The organism is Priestia sp. RMT2NF4 (assembly GCF_047872835.1).
Taxonomy (GTDB): Bacteria; Bacillota; Bacilli; order Bacillales; family Bacillaceae_H; genus Priestia; species Priestia zanthoxyli.
Genome location: NZ_JBLQZO010000014.1, coordinates 1 through 18,334 on the forward strand (window position 1 = coordinate 1; position 18,334 = coordinate 18,334).

16 protein-coding genes and 2 tRNA genes are annotated in these 18,334 nt (G+C 38.7%); 2 read left to right on the forward strand and 16 right to left on the reverse strand.

Annotated elements, in window-relative coordinates; genetic code table 11:
* Positions 1–258: 258 nt before the first annotated feature.
* From lysS to spoIIE, 15 genes are all read right to left on the reverse strand, one after another.
* Positions 259–1,743 carry a lysine--tRNA ligase gene (gene lysS / locus ACMX9J_RS26285; RefSeq protein ID WP_013054894.1) on the reverse strand — a complete coding sequence of 495 codons (1,485 nt, stop codon included), beginning with the start codon at positions 1,741–1,743 and terminating at the stop codon, positions 259–261.
* Between the two features lie 272 nt (positions 1,744–2,015).
* Positions 2,016–2,561 carry a 2-amino-4-hydroxy-6-hydroxymethyldihydropteridine diphosphokinase gene (folK, locus tag ACMX9J_RS26290; RefSeq protein ID WP_033580815.1) on the reverse strand — a complete coding sequence of 182 codons (546 nt, stop codon included), beginning with the start codon at positions 2,559–2,561 and terminating at the stop codon, positions 2,016–2,018.
* Positions 2,562–2,921, reverse strand: coding sequence for a dihydroneopterin aldolase (gene folB, locus ACMX9J_RS26295; protein WP_028412654.1), 360 nt, complete (start codon positions 2,919–2,921; stop codon positions 2,562–2,564).
* Between the two features lie 21 nt (positions 2,922–2,942).
* On the reverse strand, positions 2,943–3,806 hold the full coding sequence (gene pabC / locus ACMX9J_RS26300) for an aminodeoxychorismate lyase (protein WP_033580816.1): 864 nt from the start codon (positions 3,804–3,806) through the stop codon (positions 2,943–2,945).
* A gap of 4 nt (positions 3,807–3,810) precedes the next feature.
* Positions 3,811–4,392, reverse strand: coding sequence for an aminodeoxychorismate/anthranilate synthase component II (pabA, locus tag ACMX9J_RS26305; RefSeq protein WP_013054890.1), 582 nt, complete (start codon positions 4,390–4,392; stop codon positions 3,811–3,813).
* Between the two features lie 2 nt (positions 4,393–4,394).
* Positions 4,395–5,810: an aminodeoxychorismate synthase component I gene (gene pabB / locus ACMX9J_RS26310; RefSeq protein WP_028412651.1), complete on the reverse strand. Its 1,416-nt coding sequence runs from the start codon at positions 5,808–5,810 to the stop codon at positions 4,395–4,397.
* A 97-nt stretch (positions 5,811–5,907) separates the two neighbouring features.
* Complete coding sequence (cysK, locus tag ACMX9J_RS26315; RefSeq protein ID WP_013054888.1) at positions 5,908–6,846, reverse strand: cysteine synthase A; 939 nt, start codon at positions 6,844–6,846, stop codon at positions 5,908–5,910.
* A 201-nt stretch (positions 6,847–7,047) separates the two neighbouring features.
* On the reverse strand, positions 7,048–7,926 hold the full coding sequence (gene hslO / locus ACMX9J_RS26320) for an Hsp33 family molecular chaperone HslO (RefSeq protein WP_028412650.1): 879 nt from the start codon (positions 7,924–7,926) through the stop codon (positions 7,048–7,050).
* Positions 7,927–7,938: 12 nt separating this feature from the next.
* Entirely contained in the window at positions 7,939–8,706 is a 768-nt protein-coding gene (locus tag ACMX9J_RS26325) for a type III pantothenate kinase (RefSeq protein WP_013054886.1), read from the reverse strand.
* A 221-nt stretch (positions 8,707–8,927) separates the two neighbouring features.
* Entirely contained in the window at positions 8,928–10,838 is a 1,911-nt protein-coding gene (ftsH, locus tag ACMX9J_RS26330) for an ATP-dependent zinc metalloprotease FtsH (RefSeq protein ID WP_013054885.1), read from the reverse strand.
* A gap of 93 nt (positions 10,839–10,931) precedes the next feature.
* The gene (hpt, locus tag ACMX9J_RS26335) at positions 10,932–11,471 is read right to left on the reverse strand and encodes a hypoxanthine phosphoribosyltransferase (protein WP_028412649.1); all 540 of its coding nucleotides are present in this window, start codon (positions 11,469–11,471) and stop codon (positions 10,932–10,934) included.
* A gap of 27 nt (positions 11,472–11,498) precedes the next feature.
* Complete coding sequence (gene tilS, locus ACMX9J_RS26340) at positions 11,499–12,875, reverse strand: tRNA lysidine(34) synthetase TilS (RefSeq protein WP_416226402.1); 1,377 nt, start codon at positions 12,873–12,875, stop codon at positions 11,499–11,501.
* Between the two features lie 96 nt (positions 12,876–12,971).
* Positions 12,972–13,937, reverse strand: a complete 966-nt coding sequence (locus tag ACMX9J_RS26345; protein WP_034263697.1) for a protein kinase domain-containing protein — start codon at positions 13,935–13,937, stop codon at positions 12,972–12,974.
* The gene (locus tag ACMX9J_RS26350) at positions 13,906–14,646 is read right to left on the reverse strand and encodes a VWA domain-containing protein (protein WP_013054881.1); all 741 of its coding nucleotides are present in this window, start codon (positions 14,644–14,646) and stop codon (positions 13,906–13,908) included. Before ACMX9J_RS26350 ends, ACMX9J_RS26345 begins: the two co-directional genes overlap by 32 nt.
* 71 nt (positions 14,647–14,717) lie before the next feature.
* Positions 14,718–17,195, reverse strand: a complete 2,478-nt coding sequence (gene spoIIE / locus ACMX9J_RS26355) for a stage II sporulation protein E (protein ID WP_013054880.1) — start codon at positions 17,193–17,195, stop codon at positions 14,718–14,720.
* Positions 17,196–17,507: 312 nt separating this feature from the next.
* Here spoIIE and ACMX9J_RS26360 point away from each other — a divergent pair.
* Both ACMX9J_RS26360 and ACMX9J_RS26365 read left to right on the forward strand, forming a co-directional pair.
* Positions 17,508–17,581 (forward strand) — tRNA-Met (locus ACMX9J_RS26360).
* A gap of 10 nt (positions 17,582–17,591) precedes the next feature.
* Positions 17,592–17,663, forward strand: a tRNA-Glu gene (locus ACMX9J_RS26365).
* 121 nt (positions 17,664–17,784) lie between these two features.
* Here the strand turns inward: ACMX9J_RS26365 and ACMX9J_RS26370 are convergent.
* Positions 17,785–18,252, reverse strand: coding sequence for a S1 domain-containing RNA-binding protein (locus ACMX9J_RS26370; RefSeq protein ID WP_013054879.1), 468 nt, complete (start codon positions 18,250–18,252; stop codon positions 17,785–17,787).
* Positions 18,253–18,334 lie beyond the last annotated feature (82 nt).

The window sequence follows — 18,334 nt, forward strand, 5'->3', positions numbered from 1 at the left end:
ATAAAAATTAACGTTGACGTTTGTCGCTTTGTTCAGTTTTCAAAGTTCAACCGCCGCTCTTAAGCGACTTTACTATCTTATCAAGTTATCAACGTAATGTCAACAACTTTTTTTATTTCTTTTTGTTGTTTTCGCTTATCTGCGTTAGCAACAGATATAAATATACCAAATCGTTTTCATAAAAACAAGAGGTAAATTAAAAGTTTAAATTTTCTAATATTAATACCTAAAAAAAGATGGCCGTAGCCATCTCTTTTTTTAGCGTTGACGCATATGTGGGAATAATAGTACATCACGGATTGACGGTGCATTTGTTAGTAACATAACAAGGCGGTCAATACCGATTCCTAGACCACCTGTAGGTGGCATACCGTATTCTAATGCCTCAATGAAGTCATCATCCATCTCATGTGCTTCATCGTTTCCTTGTTCTTTCTCTTTCAACTGAGCTTCAAAGCGCTCACGTTGGTCAATTGGATCATTTAGCTCTGTAAATGCGTTCGCGTGTTCACGCGCCACGATAAACAGCTCAAAACGGTCAGTAAAACGCGGATCTTCCGCATTTTTCTTAGCAAGTGGAGAGATTTCTACAGGATGTCCGTAAATGAACGTCGGTTGAATTAACTGCTCTTCTACTTTTTGTTCAAAGAATTCATTTACAATATGTCCATATTGCATATGTTCAGTGATTTCTACCCCGTGTTCTTTTGCTAAAGCACGAGCTTCTTCAACAGATGTTTCTCCCCAGAAGTCTACGCCCGTATATTGTTTAATAGCATCGACCATATGAAGTCTTGTCCATTCTGGCGTTAGGTCTACCTCTTGATCACCATACTGAATCTTTGTTGTGCCAAGTACTTCTTGCGCAATGTGTGCAATTAAGTTCTCTGTTAAAGCCATGATATCTTTGTAGTCCGCATACGCTTCGTACAATTCGATCATTGTAAATTCAGGATTGTGACGTGTAGATACACCTTCATTACGGAATACACGGCCAATTTCATATACTTTTTCTAATCCACCTACGATTAAACGTTTTAAATGAAGTTCAATCGCAATACGCATATAAAGTTCCATATCAAGAGCATTGTGGTGTGTCACAAACGGACGAGCTGCTGCTCCACCTGCGATTGAATGCATCATCGGTGTTTCAACTTCTAAGTATCCGTGATTATCTAAGTAACGGCGCATCGATTGAATAATGCGGCTTCTTGAGATAAATGTTTGTTTACTTTCTGGGTTTGTAATTAAATCTAAGTAACGTTGACGGTAGCGCTGTTCAATATCTTTTAAACCATGATATTTATCTGGAAGTGGACGAAGCGCTTTTGTTAGTAACGTGAAATCTTTTACTTTAATAGAAAGTTCGCCAACTTTTGTTTTGAATAAAACACCTTCAACCCCTACCAAGTCACCGATATCTACGCTGCTGAAGATTTCGTACTGTTCTTCGCCAATTGCATCTTTACGTACATAAAGCTGAATTTGTCCTGTTAAATCTTGAACGTGAGCGAAACCTGCTTTTCCTTTTCCACGCTTTGTCATAATACGACCAGCTAGTGACACAGGCACTTCATTTTCTTCTAACTGTTCTTTTGTTAACTCGTCATACTCACTAATTAATTGCTGTGATGTATGTGTACGTTCAAAACGTTGACCAAACGGATCAATACCCTGATCTCGTAGGTTGCTCATTTTTTCGCGACGAACGAGAAATTGATCATTTAATTCTTCATGACTCATCGTTTACTCATCTCCATCGTATAATTAAGTTTTCCGAAACAGAAAAAAGGCCAGCATGTTTACTGGCAACTACTACGTTTCTTTAAAATTATTATAGGTTCAGTCGTTTCTCTATGTCAAATCGCTTTATTCTTGCTTCGCTTCTCTTTTTCTTCGATTTCTCTAACAAGCTACCGAATAAACCAACAACCTGCGAACCCAAACCTTAAAGTTTTCACTGTGAACTCTACTTTACGCCAATATAAAAATGAATCAACTAATAAGATTCATTTTTACTTATGTAAATCATTCCTATTATTTTCGAACATATCTAGTATATCAGTTGTTTGCTCTCGAAATAATTTTACATCTTTTAAATCCGATAACCGTTTTGTGATGGTTTCAACTTTTTCTTCTGCTACAGGGAGAATAAGAGATGGAGCTAGTTCGTTCAGAGGAACCATCACAAACGCCCGTTCAAACATTCGGGGATGAGGGACGTTCAGCCTATCCGTATGAATGATTTCATTACTATAAAGTAAGATATCCAAATCAAGGGTTCTAGGTCCCCATACAATCTCTCTTTTTCGACCTGCCGCTTGTTCAATGGCTTGCAAACAATCTAAAAGTTGCTCTGACGAATACGTTGTTTGTATTTTTACTACCATGTTTAAAAAGCTTGCTTGATTCGTATACCCGACCGGGGCCGTTTCATAAACAGATGAAACAGCCACTACCTTAACCTCAGAATGTTTCATCAAGCCAGTAACTCCCGACTTCAAATGTTCCATTCGATTTTCAATATTTGATCCTAATGCAATATATGCTTCTGTTGTCATTCAACGGCTCCTTTTAATTTCAATAGCTACCGATTGATAATAACCGGGAATTGGCGGATCAGGCTTATATACCTTTACTGTACAAGCCTGCACGAGTTCGTAATTAGCAAGCAATTCAGATGCAATCGTTTCGGCCACCGTTTCAACTAACTTGAACGTGCGCTTCTCTACAACTTCCTGGCATGTTTGGTATAAATCTGCATAGCTCACCGAGTATTCTAAATTGTCCGTAGTACCAGCTTGTTTTAAATCTAGTTCTACAGTTAAATCCACGTGAAAACGCTGCCCTAATTTATTTTCTTCTGGAAATACACCATGATATCCATAGAAACGCATATCATTCACATAAATTTTATCCATCTTTAGCCTCTCCTTTCGCTTTTATACATGTAGCTCGCGTCGACTCATTAGCGACATCGTGTAAGAGCGATACTCTTTTTGCAACTGAGCTGTTAACGTATGGTCTCCGACTGAAAACTTCTTATCCTTTATACTTCGAAGAGGTACGATTTCTTGAATGGAATTTGTAACGAAAGCTTCATCACTCTCCAAAAGCTGTTCCGCCGTAAATAAACCTTCTACAACTTCTATGTTTTTCTTTTTTAAAAGCGTAAAGATAAACTGTCTCGTAATTCCATTTAAGATACCTGTTTCAAGAGACGGTGTATATACACAATCATCTTTTACAAAAAATAAATTGGACACAATACCTTCGGCTAAGAACCCTTCTTTTGTTAAAAAAATACCCTCTTTATTTAAGTCTGAACCAACTTCTCGCTTAGCCAGTACATTGTTTAAATAATGATGAGACTTCAACCTCACGGTTCCTTCGGGCGTATTTCGCTTTGTCTCAAGAATAAGCCCCTCTTTTACAAGGGGGCTCGATGGATGAGGCATTGATTTCATGTATACAATTGTAGATGGCTTGTCGTATTCTTCCACTTGCAGTCCAATTCCGCCATTTCCTGCTGAAACATTTAATCGAACATACGCATTTCTCTCATTGTTTTTCATTAACAGACTATTAATAATTGCCAACACGTCCTGTGTGGAGTAGTCCCATACAATATTTAATTCACGTAAGCTGCTACGCAGTCGATCCAGATGGTCTTCCACTAAAAATGGATGACCATCATAAACTCGTAGCGTTTCAAATAGCCCTAGACCATACATATATCCGTGATCAAACGGAGAAATAGTGGCTTCAGACGCAGGCTTTACTTCACCATTGACGTATATATACATATCATTACACTCGCTTTTTTTCGTAAGTTTCAATAAAATTCTTCAGCATTTCTTTACCGTAAGAAGTCATGATAGATTCAGGGTGGAACTGTACCCCTTCAATAGGTAATGATTTATGGCGAATCGCCATAATTTCATCTTCTGCTGTCCACGCTGAAATCTCAAAGCAATCCGGCAGTGAACTTTTTTCTACAATCAAAGAATGATATCGAGTTGCCGTGAACGGATTATCAAGACCTTTAAAGATAGTACGGCCATCATGATGCATTTCAGATGTTTTACCGTGCATTAATTTATCCGCACGAATCACATTCCCTCCAAAAGCTTGCCCAATCGACTGATGCCCTAAGCATACGCCGAATATTGGAATCTTACCTGCAAAATACTCGATGGCTTCTAAACTGATTCCCGCTTCGTTAGGACTACAAGGTCCCGGGGAGATCATCAAGAAATCTGGATTTAGCACTTCAATTTCAGAAAGTGTAATTTCATCATTTCTTTTTACAAGAAGCTCATGCCCTAGCTCACCTAAATACTGTACTAAATTAAACGTAAAAGAATCATAATTATCAATCATTAATATCATCTTTACTCACCCTCACTCAGCTCATTTTCGCTCTGCTCTTTTGCTTTCCATAGTGCAATTGCTTTTTTCAGTGATTCTTTGTATTCGTGTTTCGGATTTGAATCAATTACAACACCCGCACCAGCCTGCACATAAGCTTGGCCGTCTTGAATAATCATAGTGCGAATCGCAATATTTAATTCCATATCTCCATTAAACCCAATCCAACCAATCGATCCTGTATAAATTCCTCGCCTTACAGGTTCAAGTTCTTCAATGATTTCCATTGTACGAACTTTAGGCGCTCCAGTAATCGTTCCTCCAGGAAAAACCGCATCTACAATATCTACAAAATCTTTATTGCGCGCGAGCTTGCCTTTTACATTAGACACAATATGCATCACATGTGAATACTTTTCAATAACCATAAACTCGTCAACATGAACGGTACCATAGTCGCTTACTCTACCAAGGTCATTACGCTCCAAATCAACAAGCATCACATGCTCTGCACGCTCTTTTTCGTTATGAATAAGCTCATCCGCTAACTGTTGGTCTTCTTGATCATCCTTACCGCGAGAGCGCGTTCCCGCAATTGGTCTCGTACTGATTTCGTCACCGGCTTTTTTCACTAATAGTTCTGGTGAACAGCTCACAATGTGAAATTCTTCTGTCTGCATATAAGACATATAAGGAGACGGGTTGATTTTTCGTACCTGTTCGTAGATATGCATAGGATGAGTTTGAAGCTGTTGAGACTGTCGAACAGATAAGTTCACTTGAAACACATCGCCTTGACCGATGTACTCATGTACGCGAGTTGTGGCATCTGAAAAAGCAGCTTCAGACATTGAAACCTCACTCTTTTCGGCAACACGATGAATACGCTCATATGAGAGCCCTTCAGCACTTGCCTCCATCCAGTCCTTTTTGTATTGATCAATACGCTTATGTGCCTGCTCTTTACAATCTGCTTCATCGTTAACGATAATCCAGAGCTTTTCCTTTTCTTGATCGTATACAAATACGTCATCGAAAATAAGGAAATAAACGTCCGGCGTTTTCAATGAATCTTCAGCAAGATCAGGTATGGTTTCTACATAGCGGATATAATCATAGCTAATAAAGCCAATTGCTCCACCTTGAAAAGGAGGAAGATCTGGATTCACCTCTGCTTCAAACTTCTTCATCCAGTCTCGCATAAGATGAAGCGGATTACCTTTTTGAACAGTAGCTTGGCCATCCGTTTTGATATGAAGCTCGTTTTGTTCGCCTCGCAAAATGGCTACAGGTTTTAATCCCATCATTTGAAACTTTCCGCCTCGACCGCTTTCAAGCAGGATATGATTCGGTTCCTCTTTTGACAACTCTTGATATTTTTTGAACCATTGGTTTTTAGAGATAGAAATAGATTCGCCCCAAGTCATTCTTTGCTGCATTTGTTCACTCTCCTAAAAATAAATCACCTGCTTTCATTTTACATGATTCTCAGATGAAAAAAAACAGCTTCATATAGAAGCTGTTCTTTTATGGTTTTTATGCTTGTGTTTGTTCCTCGAATTGGAACAATGGAGTACTTAAGTAACGCTCACCGTTACTTGGAATAATCGCTAACACTTTTTTACCTTTTCCTAGCTGTTTTGCAGCTTTTAACGCAGCATAAATCGCAGCCCCAGAAGAGATACCTACTAGTACGCCTTCTGTTTTTGCTACTTTACGTGCATATTCAAAAGCTTGGTCGTTTTGAACAGCGACAACTTCGTCATATACTTCCGTGTTAAGCGTATCCGGAACAAAGTTTGCACCGATTCCTTGAATTTTATGAGGTCCTGGTTGACCACCACTTAAGATCGGAGAATCAGCTGGCTCTACCGCATAAATTTTGATGTTTGGATACTTTTCTTTTAATACTTCGCCAGCACCTGTAATAGTACCGCCAGTACCGATACCTGCCACAAATCCATCTAGCTGATCGCCAAACTGCTCGATGATCTCTTTAGCCGTTGTTTGACGGTGCACTTCTGGGTTCGCTTCATTTTGGAACTGCTGAGGAATAAAGTAGCCGTGCTCTTTTGCAAGCTCAGTTGCTTTATTAACCGCACCTTTCATTCCTTCTGGACCTGGTGTTAACACTAACTCTGCACCGTACGCACGAAGCAGATTACGACGCTCAATACTCATCGTTTCAGGCATTGTTAAAATAGCACGGTATCCTTTTGCTGCAGCTACCATTGCTAAGCCAATTCCTGTGTTACCGCTTGTTGGTTCAATGATGGTGTCTCCAGGCTTTAATACACCTTTTGCTTCAGCATCTTCGATCATTGCTAATGCGATACGATCTTTTACGCTGCTTCCTGGGTTCATAAATTCTAATTTTAAATATACATCCGCCATATCTTCTTCAACTAGACGGTTTAGTTTTACGATTGGTGTTTGACCAATTAACTCTGTAATTGAATTTGCAATACGTGCCATATGACCACTCCTAATACCAACTAATTTTATTGATTTTGTATACAATTTATCAGATGTTTTCTAAATTGTCAATCATTTTGTCTTTCCATTTACCTATTTTTGTTATATTTTTAGATCAATATATACATAAATAGGACTTAACACTTATAAAAAAAGGCGTTCATTTATAAAACGACGCCTTTAAAGAATCTTTTATTTCATTTAAATTGCTTGTTCTTTCATTTCTTCTAGCTGCTTTTTATCAAAACGATAGGTTTCATTACAAAAATGACACTGTGCTTCAGCTTGGCCGTCTTCCTCAATCATCGATTGAATCTCTTCTTTTCCTAAGCTGATAATGGCATTAGCAATTCTTTCTTCTGAGCACTGACATTTGAACTCTACAGGCATTGTCTCTAGAAACTTTACGTTTTCTTTTCCAAGAACTTCTTCTAAGATTTCCTCAGGAGAAAGACCTTTTTGAATCAGTTTTGAAATGGGTTCAATCGTTTGTAAACGTTGTTCAATAGCTGTAATCGTTTGATCATCTGTTCCTGGCATAAGCTGAATGATAAATCCACCCGCAGCTAAGATTGTGTTATCAGGGTTAACAAGTACACCTACACCTACTGAAGATGGAACTTGCTCAGATGTCACGAAATAATACGTGAAATCCTCTCCTAATTCTCCCGATACGATAGGTACTTGTCCATTAAATTGATCACGCATCCCGATATCTTTTACAACACTCAGCGTACCATCTGTACCTACAGCACGTGCTACATCTAATTTTCCATGCTGATTTAAATCGAAGTGCGTTTGCGGGTTCGTTACATATCCACGCACTTCACCCTTGGCATTGCTGTCTACTAAGATAACACCAATTGGGCCGCGGCCTTCAATTTTAATTGTTAGCTTTTGCTCACCTTTTAGCATAGCCCCCATCATAACTCCCGCAGTCATTGAACGTCCCAATGCTGCAGAGGCTGTAGGCCATGTATAGTGACGGCGCTGCGCTTCTCCAACTGTATCCGTTGTTTTTACCGCATAAGCGCGAACTTGACTATTGTAAGCTAGTGCTTTTACTAAATAGTCGCCCATAATATACACCTCTTACTCCATATTTTTTGTATAGATTATTTGTAATCCTTTTAAAGTCAAAAATGGATCCACAATATCAATAATATCCGACTCTTTAGCAATCAATGTTGCGAGTCCTCCAGTAGCAATAACTTTAGGATTTACTGTTGCTTGCTCTTTCATTCTTGCTACAATTCCTTCTACTTGTCCAACGTATCCATATAAAATACCTGCTTGCATCGCAGATACTGTATTTTTCCCAACAATGCTATTTGGTCGCGCAATTTCAATACGCGGAAGCTTAGATGCTCTTGAATAAAGAGCTTCTGTCGAAATATTAATACCAGGGGCAATTGCACCACCCATATATTGCTTATTTTCATCAATGTAGCAATATGTGGTTGCGGTACCAAAATCAACGATAATTAAAGGGCTTCCGTACAGCTGAATTCCAGCAACAGCATTGACAATACGGTCTGCTCCCACTTCACGTGGATTTTCATATTTAATATTTAAACCCGTCTTAATTCCAGGACCAACAACAAGCGGCTTTAAATGAAAATACTTTTGACACATTCTCTCCAATGCAAACATAATAGGAGGAACAACAGAGGAAATAATAATACCATGAATATCTTTAAAAGATAAACTAACGTGCTCAAGCAAGGCTTTGATTGTCATGCCATACTCGTCTTCTGTTTTATTACGGCTTGTTTCTACACGCCAATGGTACTTTAATTCATCTCCATCGTATACACCTAATACCGTATTGGTATTTCCAACATCTAATACAAAAATCATTTCAATCACCACTTTATTTAAATTCAGTATTCACACTGAAACCATCATACCATAACTGGTAAATAGACGTGTATATTCTAGATAAAATAGGAATATAATGACACAATTCTCTAGTGGATATCCTACTTATCCACTATATATATGAAAAACTTTTTGCCAAACCTAACTTCTACCCAATAAAAAAGATCAGTGGAGACTGTCTCCACTGATCTTTTTTGGTCTTATGCTTTTGGCTCTTCATCGTCTGTCTTTGTTTGGATGTTTACTTTAACATCTTCATCTGTTACGTGACTAGAACGGTCTGGAAGAGTTCCATGATCTACTAAGTGGTTGATCTGCTCAGCGTCTAACGTTTCTACTTCTAACAATGTTTGAGCTACAAGCTCTAACTTGTCACGGTTTTCCGTTAAGATCTGCTTCGCACGCTCATAGCTTTCTTTAATGAAACGTTGGATTTCATTATCAATTTCATGAGCAATCGCATCACTGTAGTTTTGTTCACTGTGTAAATCACGACCTAAGAATACTTGGCCTTGTTGTGATTGACCGAATTGCATTGGTCCTAACTTTTCACTCATACCGTATTCTGTTACCATTTTACGAGCGATGCTTGTTGCACGCTGGAAGTCATTGTGAGCACCTGTACTCACTTCGCCGAAAATAATTTCCTCAGCTACGCGACCACCAAGCAATCCAACAATTTTATCCAGCAGCTCTGGCTTCGTCATAAAGTAGCGATCTTCTTTTGGTAACATAACAGCATATCCACCAGCTTGCCCACGTGGAACAATGGTTACTTTATGTACCATATCAGCTTCGTCTAATACGACACCGATAATTGTATGTCCTGCTTCATGATAAGCAACAATATTGCGTTCTTTTTTAGAAATAACTCGACTTTTCTTAGCTGGACCTGCAATTACGCGGTCTGTTGCTTCGTCAATATCGACCATTTCAATTTTCTTTTTGTCCTGTCTAGCAGCTACTAAGGCAGCTTCGTTTAACAAGTTTTCTAAATCTGCACCTGAGAAACCTGGCGTACGCATAGCAATTGCTTTTAAGTTTACTGATTCATCTAAAGGCTTATTGCGAGCATGTACTTTAAGCACTGCTTCACGGCCGTTTACATCTGGACGATCTACCGTAATTTGACGGTCGAAGCGGCCTGGACGTAATAACGCTGGATCTAAAATATCCGGGCGGTTTGTTGCTGCAATAATAATGATACCTTCGTTAGCACCAAAACCATCCATCTCAACAAGCAACTGGTTCAATGTTTGTTCACGCTCATCGTGTCCACCACCAAGACCTGCGCCACGTTGACGACCTACAGCATCGATTTCATCAATAAAGATAATACATGGAGCATTCTTCTTCGCATTTTCGAATAAATCACGAACACGAGAAGCACCGACCCCAACAAACATTTCAACAAAGTCCGAACCACTGATAGAGAAGAAAGGAACGCCTGCTTCACCAGCAACAGCTCTTGCTAATAATGTTTTACCAGTACCAGGAGGTCCCACAAGTAAGACACCCTTCGGAATTCTTGCACCTAGCTCTGCGAATTTACGAGGATCTTTTAAGAACTCAACAACTTCCACAAGTTCTTGCTTTTCTTCGTCTGCACCAGCTACGTCTTTAAATTTAACCTTTTTCTTTTCTTCACTGTAAAGCTTAGCCTTACTCTTACCGAAGTTCATAACACGACTTCCGCCGCCCTGAGCTTGGTTCAGTAAGAAGAAGAATAGGATGAAAATAATAACAAACGGAATGATTGACGTAAAGAACGTTACCCAGCCGCTTGTTTCATCAGCAGGTTTAAAATCAACTTCTACTTGATTATTTTCTGAAGCAGCGTCAATACGATCAAGTGCTTTGTCACCATCTACGATGTAAGTTTGGAACGTTTGATCCTTTTTATAAGAATCTAACTTTCCTTGCACAACATACACGCCTCTTTCAGGCTTCATAGAGAGTGATTTCACATCACCTTTGTCTAAGTGTTGAACAAATGTATCGTATCTCATTGGTTCTGCTTTTTGATTAGAGCCACTAAAGAAGCTTACCACGCCAATAATGACTAAAAATATAAGTAAATAAAAGATGGTATTACGGAAGATCCGATTCATTTCTTACCTCCTCCCACGATAAACAAATACTGTATTCAATACTAACATAGAACATTTATCCTATCCAATAAATTGCACTTGGATATGTGCTTCTTAATTGCTGTATACTTGCGGTTTAAGAACCCCAATATACGGCAGGTTACGATATTTTTCTTGATAATCCAATCCATACCCTACTACGAACGCATCAGGTACTTCAAATCCAACGTAATCTGCTTTAATAGCTGCTTTACGACCTGTTGGTTTGTCTAAGAGTGTGACAATCTTAATTGACTTAGCTTTACGGTACTTGAATAACTCTACAAGATAGCTAAGTGTTAAGCCGCTGTCGATAATATCCTCTAAGATAAGAATGTCTCGACCTTCAACTGATGTATCTAAATCTTTTAGGATTTTTACTTCACCAGAAGAAACCATCGCATTGCCATAACTTGATACATCCATAAAATCCATTTCTAAATATGTATCAACACGCTTAATTAGATCAGACATAAAAGGCATAGCGCCTTTTAGTACACCGATTACCAAAGGAAAACGGTCAGCGTATTCCTCAGATAATAGCTTACCCAATTCTTTTACTTTCTGTTGTATTTCTTCTTCTGAAATCAAAATTTCTTGAATATCCTGCTTCATTCCTTACTTGCCTCCTAGAAGTTTTCGCTACTTATAGTATAAAATAACATATCTGGACTTATGTGTATGCAGTTCATAAGCAGATTTTTTCAAACCAGGTAGCCACAAAATAGTTCCTTGGCTATCTTCCACTACCGGCCAATGATCTCTGAAGTGTAAAGGGATTTTTTCATCGATAAAAATATCCTTTACTTTTTTATGTCCCTTCATGCCCTTTACTCGCATTTTATCGCCATTTTTTCGTGTCCTTACCTTTAATGATTGTAAATCGTGAGCTTCATCTAAAAGAAAAACATCGTTTCCTTTTATATCTTCGACTTTATTATGTATTTCACAAATAAGCTGGTGACCATTTGGAAGCTCAACGACCCCTGGAATCGGAACAATAAATTCATATGGCTCGATGTTCCCCTCATTAAAGGTGAAAAGACAGTCGTTGTAAGATCGGATAATGCGTAAACCATTTGGAAAGTCAAGCGTCCCAGACGGTTTTTCACTTTCACAAAATCCTACTAACGTGTCAACATGCGCTGAGGAAAGGGTTGGAGGAATTTCTTTATAGAGATAGTTTAATATTAGTTGAATACCACGCCTTTGTAAAGGCTTGCGTATCCTTAGAAAACAATCTCTATCAATGAGAATTTCATTTTGCAATTTCTTTCTCATTACTTTATTCATCACATCGGTCGTTAATTCCTCTAAGTATGATTGATCTTCATGCAAGTTCTCGCTAAATTGTTGAAATTTTTCATGTACAGCGACGTTTTCTTGCTTTAAAAATGGCAAAACGTAATGACGAAACCGATTTCTCGTGTACGAGTCTTTCTCATTACTCGGATCAATTCGAGGTGTAAGCCCATGTAGCTTACAGTAGCGATTGATTTCTTCTTTCGTTACGGCTAGGAAAGGCCTAATAATAAATCCATGCCCATATGGCCGCTTGGGCTGCATCCCTGCGTATCCATTCATCGTACTACCTCGAACCATTCGCATTAACATCGTTTCAATCTGATCATCTCCGTGATGTCCTAATGCAAGAAGGTTTGCTTTGTGCTTCTTCATAACATGAGTAAAAAATGCATAGCGGCATTCTCTGGCAGCTACTTGAGAAGATAGCTTTCTTTCCTTCTGATAGGCAGTAACATCAATCTGCTTCGCCTCACATTTAATATTCAATTGTTTGCAGTAGTTCTGCACATATTCCATGTCTTGCTGTGACTCTTGGCCCCGGAACATATGATCAACATGAGCAGCAATAATCGTAAGAGATTTTTGCTCTTTCAGACTCCATAAGAAATGCAGCAGCGCTAAAGAATCAGGACCACCAGAAATACCTACAACCACCGTAGAGCCTGCGGATAATAACTGATGTTTTGTCATAAAATTGTTCACTTGCTTTTCCATAGGAATGACTCATCCTTATAATGTACACGCAATAATGTATCATTAATTTACTTTATACGAATGACTATAAGGAAAGTTTCACAATTTCTCCAAACTTTATAGCACTTGAATAAATAGATACAAAATATAAATCAACATTACAGACGTACAAAGTAGTAGCGTCTCTAACACGTGAGAACGCTTCTTCTTTACTTTAACACGAGGGGCAGACGGTTGACGAACGTTTTGAGGCTTTGTTCCTCTACTTTTTGCCCCTCTTCTTTTTTCGACCGATAACACCTCTGTTTTCATTTCTTTAGCTGACTTATACTTTCCCGTAACCGCTTGATACAAAACGTCTCCGAAAGGTTCCAACTGCTTTGTTGTTAATATAAATTGTTTTAATTGTTCAGCCGGTTTGTCTGTTTTATTAATTCGCTTGCCATAAGCCGCGTGAATCAAAACCATAGATACGGCAAACAAATCATAGGTCGGTTCTGCTTTTCGGGAGCCAAGCCCCCAGTGCGCTCGATCATAAAAGTCGGTAAATTCTTTTATTGACCGCCCTTGCAGAGTTGTTCCTCCCACGTCGATCCATCTAACTTTTACGGGGTTAGATGTTACGACCAGGTTTTCGGGTTTTAAATCGCCAAATACCCACCCTTCTTCATGAAGGTTTTCTAAGTCTGTTAAGAGCTGACTTGCAAACACTTGCAACCATTCTGTCCCTCTTGTTGAGATAAAAGAAAGGAGAGGCTGCCCTTTCACATACTCCATTACATAGAAAGAAAGAGCGTGAGAACCATAGCTCCAATCATCTACATCAAGTAAACGCGGTCCTAGCACTTTGTCTTTGACTTGAGACAACTTTTTTAATACATTCACTTCTGCTGTAACGGACATGTTGGAAAAGCTTATTTTTAACGCCGCTAGCGTTCCGTTTACTAATTGGACTAAGTAGACAACTCCAGTTGCTCCCACGCCTAATTTCTCAAGAATTTTATAATGGACGTGATGCCATTTCCCTTGAATTTCTGTTCCCGGAGATAGGTTACATACCTGATTCTTCAATGTATTGTTCATTATTTTTTAACAACCCTCTCAATGAGCGCTTTTTGGTGAAATAATGAGTAGCCTCTTTGATAGCCGGTCCAGTAGGCGTAATACCTCCTGCTGTTAGTTTTGGGAAAATCGTTGAAAGCGACTCTAATCTTGGATTCCAGTCCATTAGCTTCTCTACATCTTTCTTTTTCCCAGGAAATAAAAAGATTGAAAATTGATTGTGCCCCATGCGAGCATTCAAGCTTAACGATAAATCTAACAGCGACTCCTTTACAGTAGGGAGCTTATTTTTCATACTTCCGCTCATGTCAACTAAAATAAGAATCTCTAAGTCAACCGTTTCCCCAAGTTCATCAACCACTTCCATGATTTCTCCACGCTTCTCAGGAGATAACTCTTCTAATCTTGAATTAGAGGAACCTAGAATTTGCTGAAGTTCTTTATTTACAACGCCTTGAAGTGTTTGCGTCATTGCCTGCCTTGTAACCATTTGAACAGTTTGAGACAGCTGTTTTACGTAAACAATTTGACTCACGCCACCGCCTGACATGGCAATGCCTTCTATTTCATTCGTGCTTTGCTCATCAATTGTATCCTCTTCCATCACACCAATAACGTTTACACTAATTCCTTGTTCTTTAGCTAGTGCAGCCATTGCTACCGGATCTTCACCTGTATTCGAACCACCGTCCGTAATGACCAACATCTGTTTCAATGTACCTTTTTTCATAAAAAAATCCCCTCCTCATTATCAGTATTAACATGATAGACGAGGAGGAGATAAAATATACTTCTATCTAACTATTGTGCTTTTTTACGATAAGCGTAAGAAGGAATCGATGACCATTTCGGGGTATTGTGCTGAAGTTTTGCCACAACTACCGTCATATCATCTTCAATTAAACCTGATTTTGTTCGAATAACTTCTTCCATAATTAAGTCTGCAATTTCTTGTGGATCGTTTGTTTGAAGCTCGCCAATTTTTCGCTTCATCCACATTTCGTAGTTCTCAACGTGTTTCGGTCCTTCAAATACACCGTCACTCATCATAATTAACAAGTCTTCCGCCTTCATTTGTTCATTCACAACATCCACTTCAAATTCTTCAATAATGCCCATTGGCAAATTGCTTGCCTGTATTTTAATAACCTTATCTCCGCGTTTGATGAAGCTTGGCGTAGAACCAATTTTCAAGAAGTTTACATTGGCATCTTGTAAATCAATCATCGCTAAATCTAAGGTCGAAAAGATCTCATCGTTTGTACGCAGGGATAAAATAGAGTTAATCGATTTGATTGCAATTGTCTCTTCTATTCCTGTTTGTAAAATTTGTTTTAACAGCTGAAGCGTTTCGCTGCTTTCATAGTGGGCACGCTCTCCATTTCCCATGCCATCACTAATAGCTAGTGCATACTTACCGGCGTTTAGCTCAATCATGGAATAGCTGTCACCGGATACAAACCCTCCGCCTTTAGCAGCATGTGCTACGCCTGTATCAACAACGTATGCTTTTGTACAGCCAAACGAAACGTGGCAATAGCCTTGAGGGTATTTAGCACATTCTTCGTTCTTTACTACAATACTTTCACCTAAAATATCCGTAAGCATTGGCGCAATAATTTTCTCGCATTCTCCTCTTCCGTGACAATATGGCACCCACATTTCAATATCTACATTTCCAGGTTCTAAGCTATAAATTTCAATTTGATTAATTTCCATCCCAAAGTTACGAAGAGCTTCTAAAATCTGTTCTTCTTGTACATTTAAATTTTCGCGCTCTCGCTTAATTTCTTTTGCAAAATTCCCCATGACTTCAGAGACACCGTGAAGCTGTTCTGCTACAATCCTTCTACTTTCTTGAATTTGTGCTTTTAAGTGCTGATTGGCTTTAAAATACGTAAGTTCATGCTCAATCACATCGATGACTTTTTTCGATTTCACGCAATGTTTGTCCATTTCTCGAATTAGCCTTGGATTTTGTTCAAGAGTGCCATTATCAACTTCAAGCATAATTTCCTTCATATATTCATAGGTTGTATCAAACTGCTGTGCCCAGCATTGTTCTTTTTTAAAACAAAATTGGCACGTCCTTTCGGTAACGCTGCTTAAGAAATAATCAACTTCTTTATCAGCGCTTGGCTTTTCATCGTAAAATCCATTTTGCGTAAAGCTTTTGGAAAGTGCTTGAAAAACATTTGAAAACTGTTCTACGCGATTTGCTGTTACATCTCGGATCTTACGCACGTACTGCTGTTGTTCAAGCATATTTTCAGATGTCCCTGGTACTAGTTTACTTAAGTTTTTCAAAACAAAAGATGGGGTTAATAAAAATAGGACAACGGCCGTCAGTGATTCATACAAATTAGTCGTCAATCCTTGATCTGCCTGAGCATATAGGCCAATTAGCAATGAACCAACAACCAGCCCTAGAGCTGCCCCTAGCTTTTTACCGTCTTTTAAAAGTCCTCCAAGCAAGCCAGAAAAAGCGAGTAAACTCATTTCGTACAAACTAGAAACATTCGCGAAACTTAAAATTAAACCGGTTACGACCCCGACCGTAGCTCCTATCGTAGGGCCAGATACAAACGCAAAAACTAATACTAAGTAACGAGATAATATATGTTCAGCCGAAAGGCCGTAAATCATCCACCCTATTGTCCCTGTCATAACAGATGCCAACAAAATAATAAGAGAAATCACTTCTTCTGTTTTTAATGATTGTTTTCGCTTTCGATATGAAATTAAAGGCACGCTTTGTAGGAAAATCATTGTTAAGATAAAGCTCAACCCTGCTTCTACTGCCACAAATGTAAAATCATACATGGTGAATTCCTTGGTAAACACATAAAAAATAGTTAGTTTTGTAAGTAACATCGCGCTAAATACAGTGAACGGCAGTTTCTTTAACGGATCCATTGTCAGTATGCCGCTAAATCGATGAATTAGTAAGAAAACAAATAGTGTAGCAAATACGGTACCTCCATTTTGAATGGAAACACTAAATGCCCCTGCCAATACGGCTAAACTTGCTAACGGTGCTTTTTCTTTCTTTATAGCCATTACGGCTGCAAAGAATGGCAAAGCAAATGGCATGATTTTCATTAAAATTAACGCTCGTCCTAATAAGAAACCTACGACTAGCAGCAATAATCCCCATTGAAATAACACCTTTTCCGTTTTCATACCCGCCTTTGTAAATACACGGGACATTTCTAATCTAGTTCGGTTAAATACCGCCTCTGTTGTTGGACTTGCAAAATCTCTTTCCGTCTTTTGCATTCTCCCACCACCCGCTAATTATACTTATTCGTTATTATATCGCGGCGAAAGGTGAAATTTTGTCAAACGGACTAGCAAAATACCTATAATCGTTCGACTATTTTCTAGTATTATATTGAAAACTATACAAAAAGATGTACAATCTTACATGGAGATTTAAAAAATATGAGAGATACTGTTCGCCCCAGAGAAAGCCTATGCTCATCATTCTTTTTTAAAAGCAAATAAAAGTCTATAAAAATAACAAAAAAGTTATTGACAATAACCCTGCTTTTTTATATTATTATAAATGTCTTTTAGAGAACGTATAATGGCGGTGTAGCTCAGCTGGCTAGAGCGTACGGTTCATACCCGTGAGGTCGGGGGTTCGATCCCCTCCGCCGCTACTCGAATAACGGCCCGTTGGTCAAGCGGTTAAGACACCGCCCTTTCACGGCGGTAACACGGGTTCGAATCCCGTACGGGTCATCAAAAAGCATGTACAACAAGTACATGCTTTTTTTCTACTCTTTTTTACATATAAAAAAAGCACCTTTTAGATAAAAGGTACTTTCCAAAAACTCGCTATCTATTTGATATAAGCAGCAAGTTAACCGCGTTTTGCACCGCGTCCACCGCGTTTTGATTCGGTATGGCGTTTTAGGGAAGATAAACGTTCTTCACTGTCTTTTAAGAAACGATTCATTTTTTGTTCGAATGTTTCTTTTGTACGGAAATCATTACCGCCACCACGATTGTTATTACGTTGTGGGCGTGAATCACGTGGACGGTCTGAGCGTGGCGCTCTTGCAGGACGCTCTGGTCTTTCTGGACGTTCTGGTTTGTCTACCGCTTTCTTAATTGAAAGACCAATTTTACCATCTTTCTCAACGTTAATTACTTTGACTTCAACTTCGTCGCCCACTTTTAAATGGTCGTTAATGTCCTTTACGTAATTATCAGCTACTTCACTGATATGAACCAAGCCTGTTGAACCTCCTGGTAACTCAACAAAAGCTCCAAAGTTCGTAATACCTGTTACCTTTCCCTGTAACTTGCTGCCTACTTCGATTGACATAAAAAAAATGCTCCTCCTTAAATGATAAAAGAAATCAATTTATTATATTATACAAAAAGCAAAAATACACTGTCAACGAACC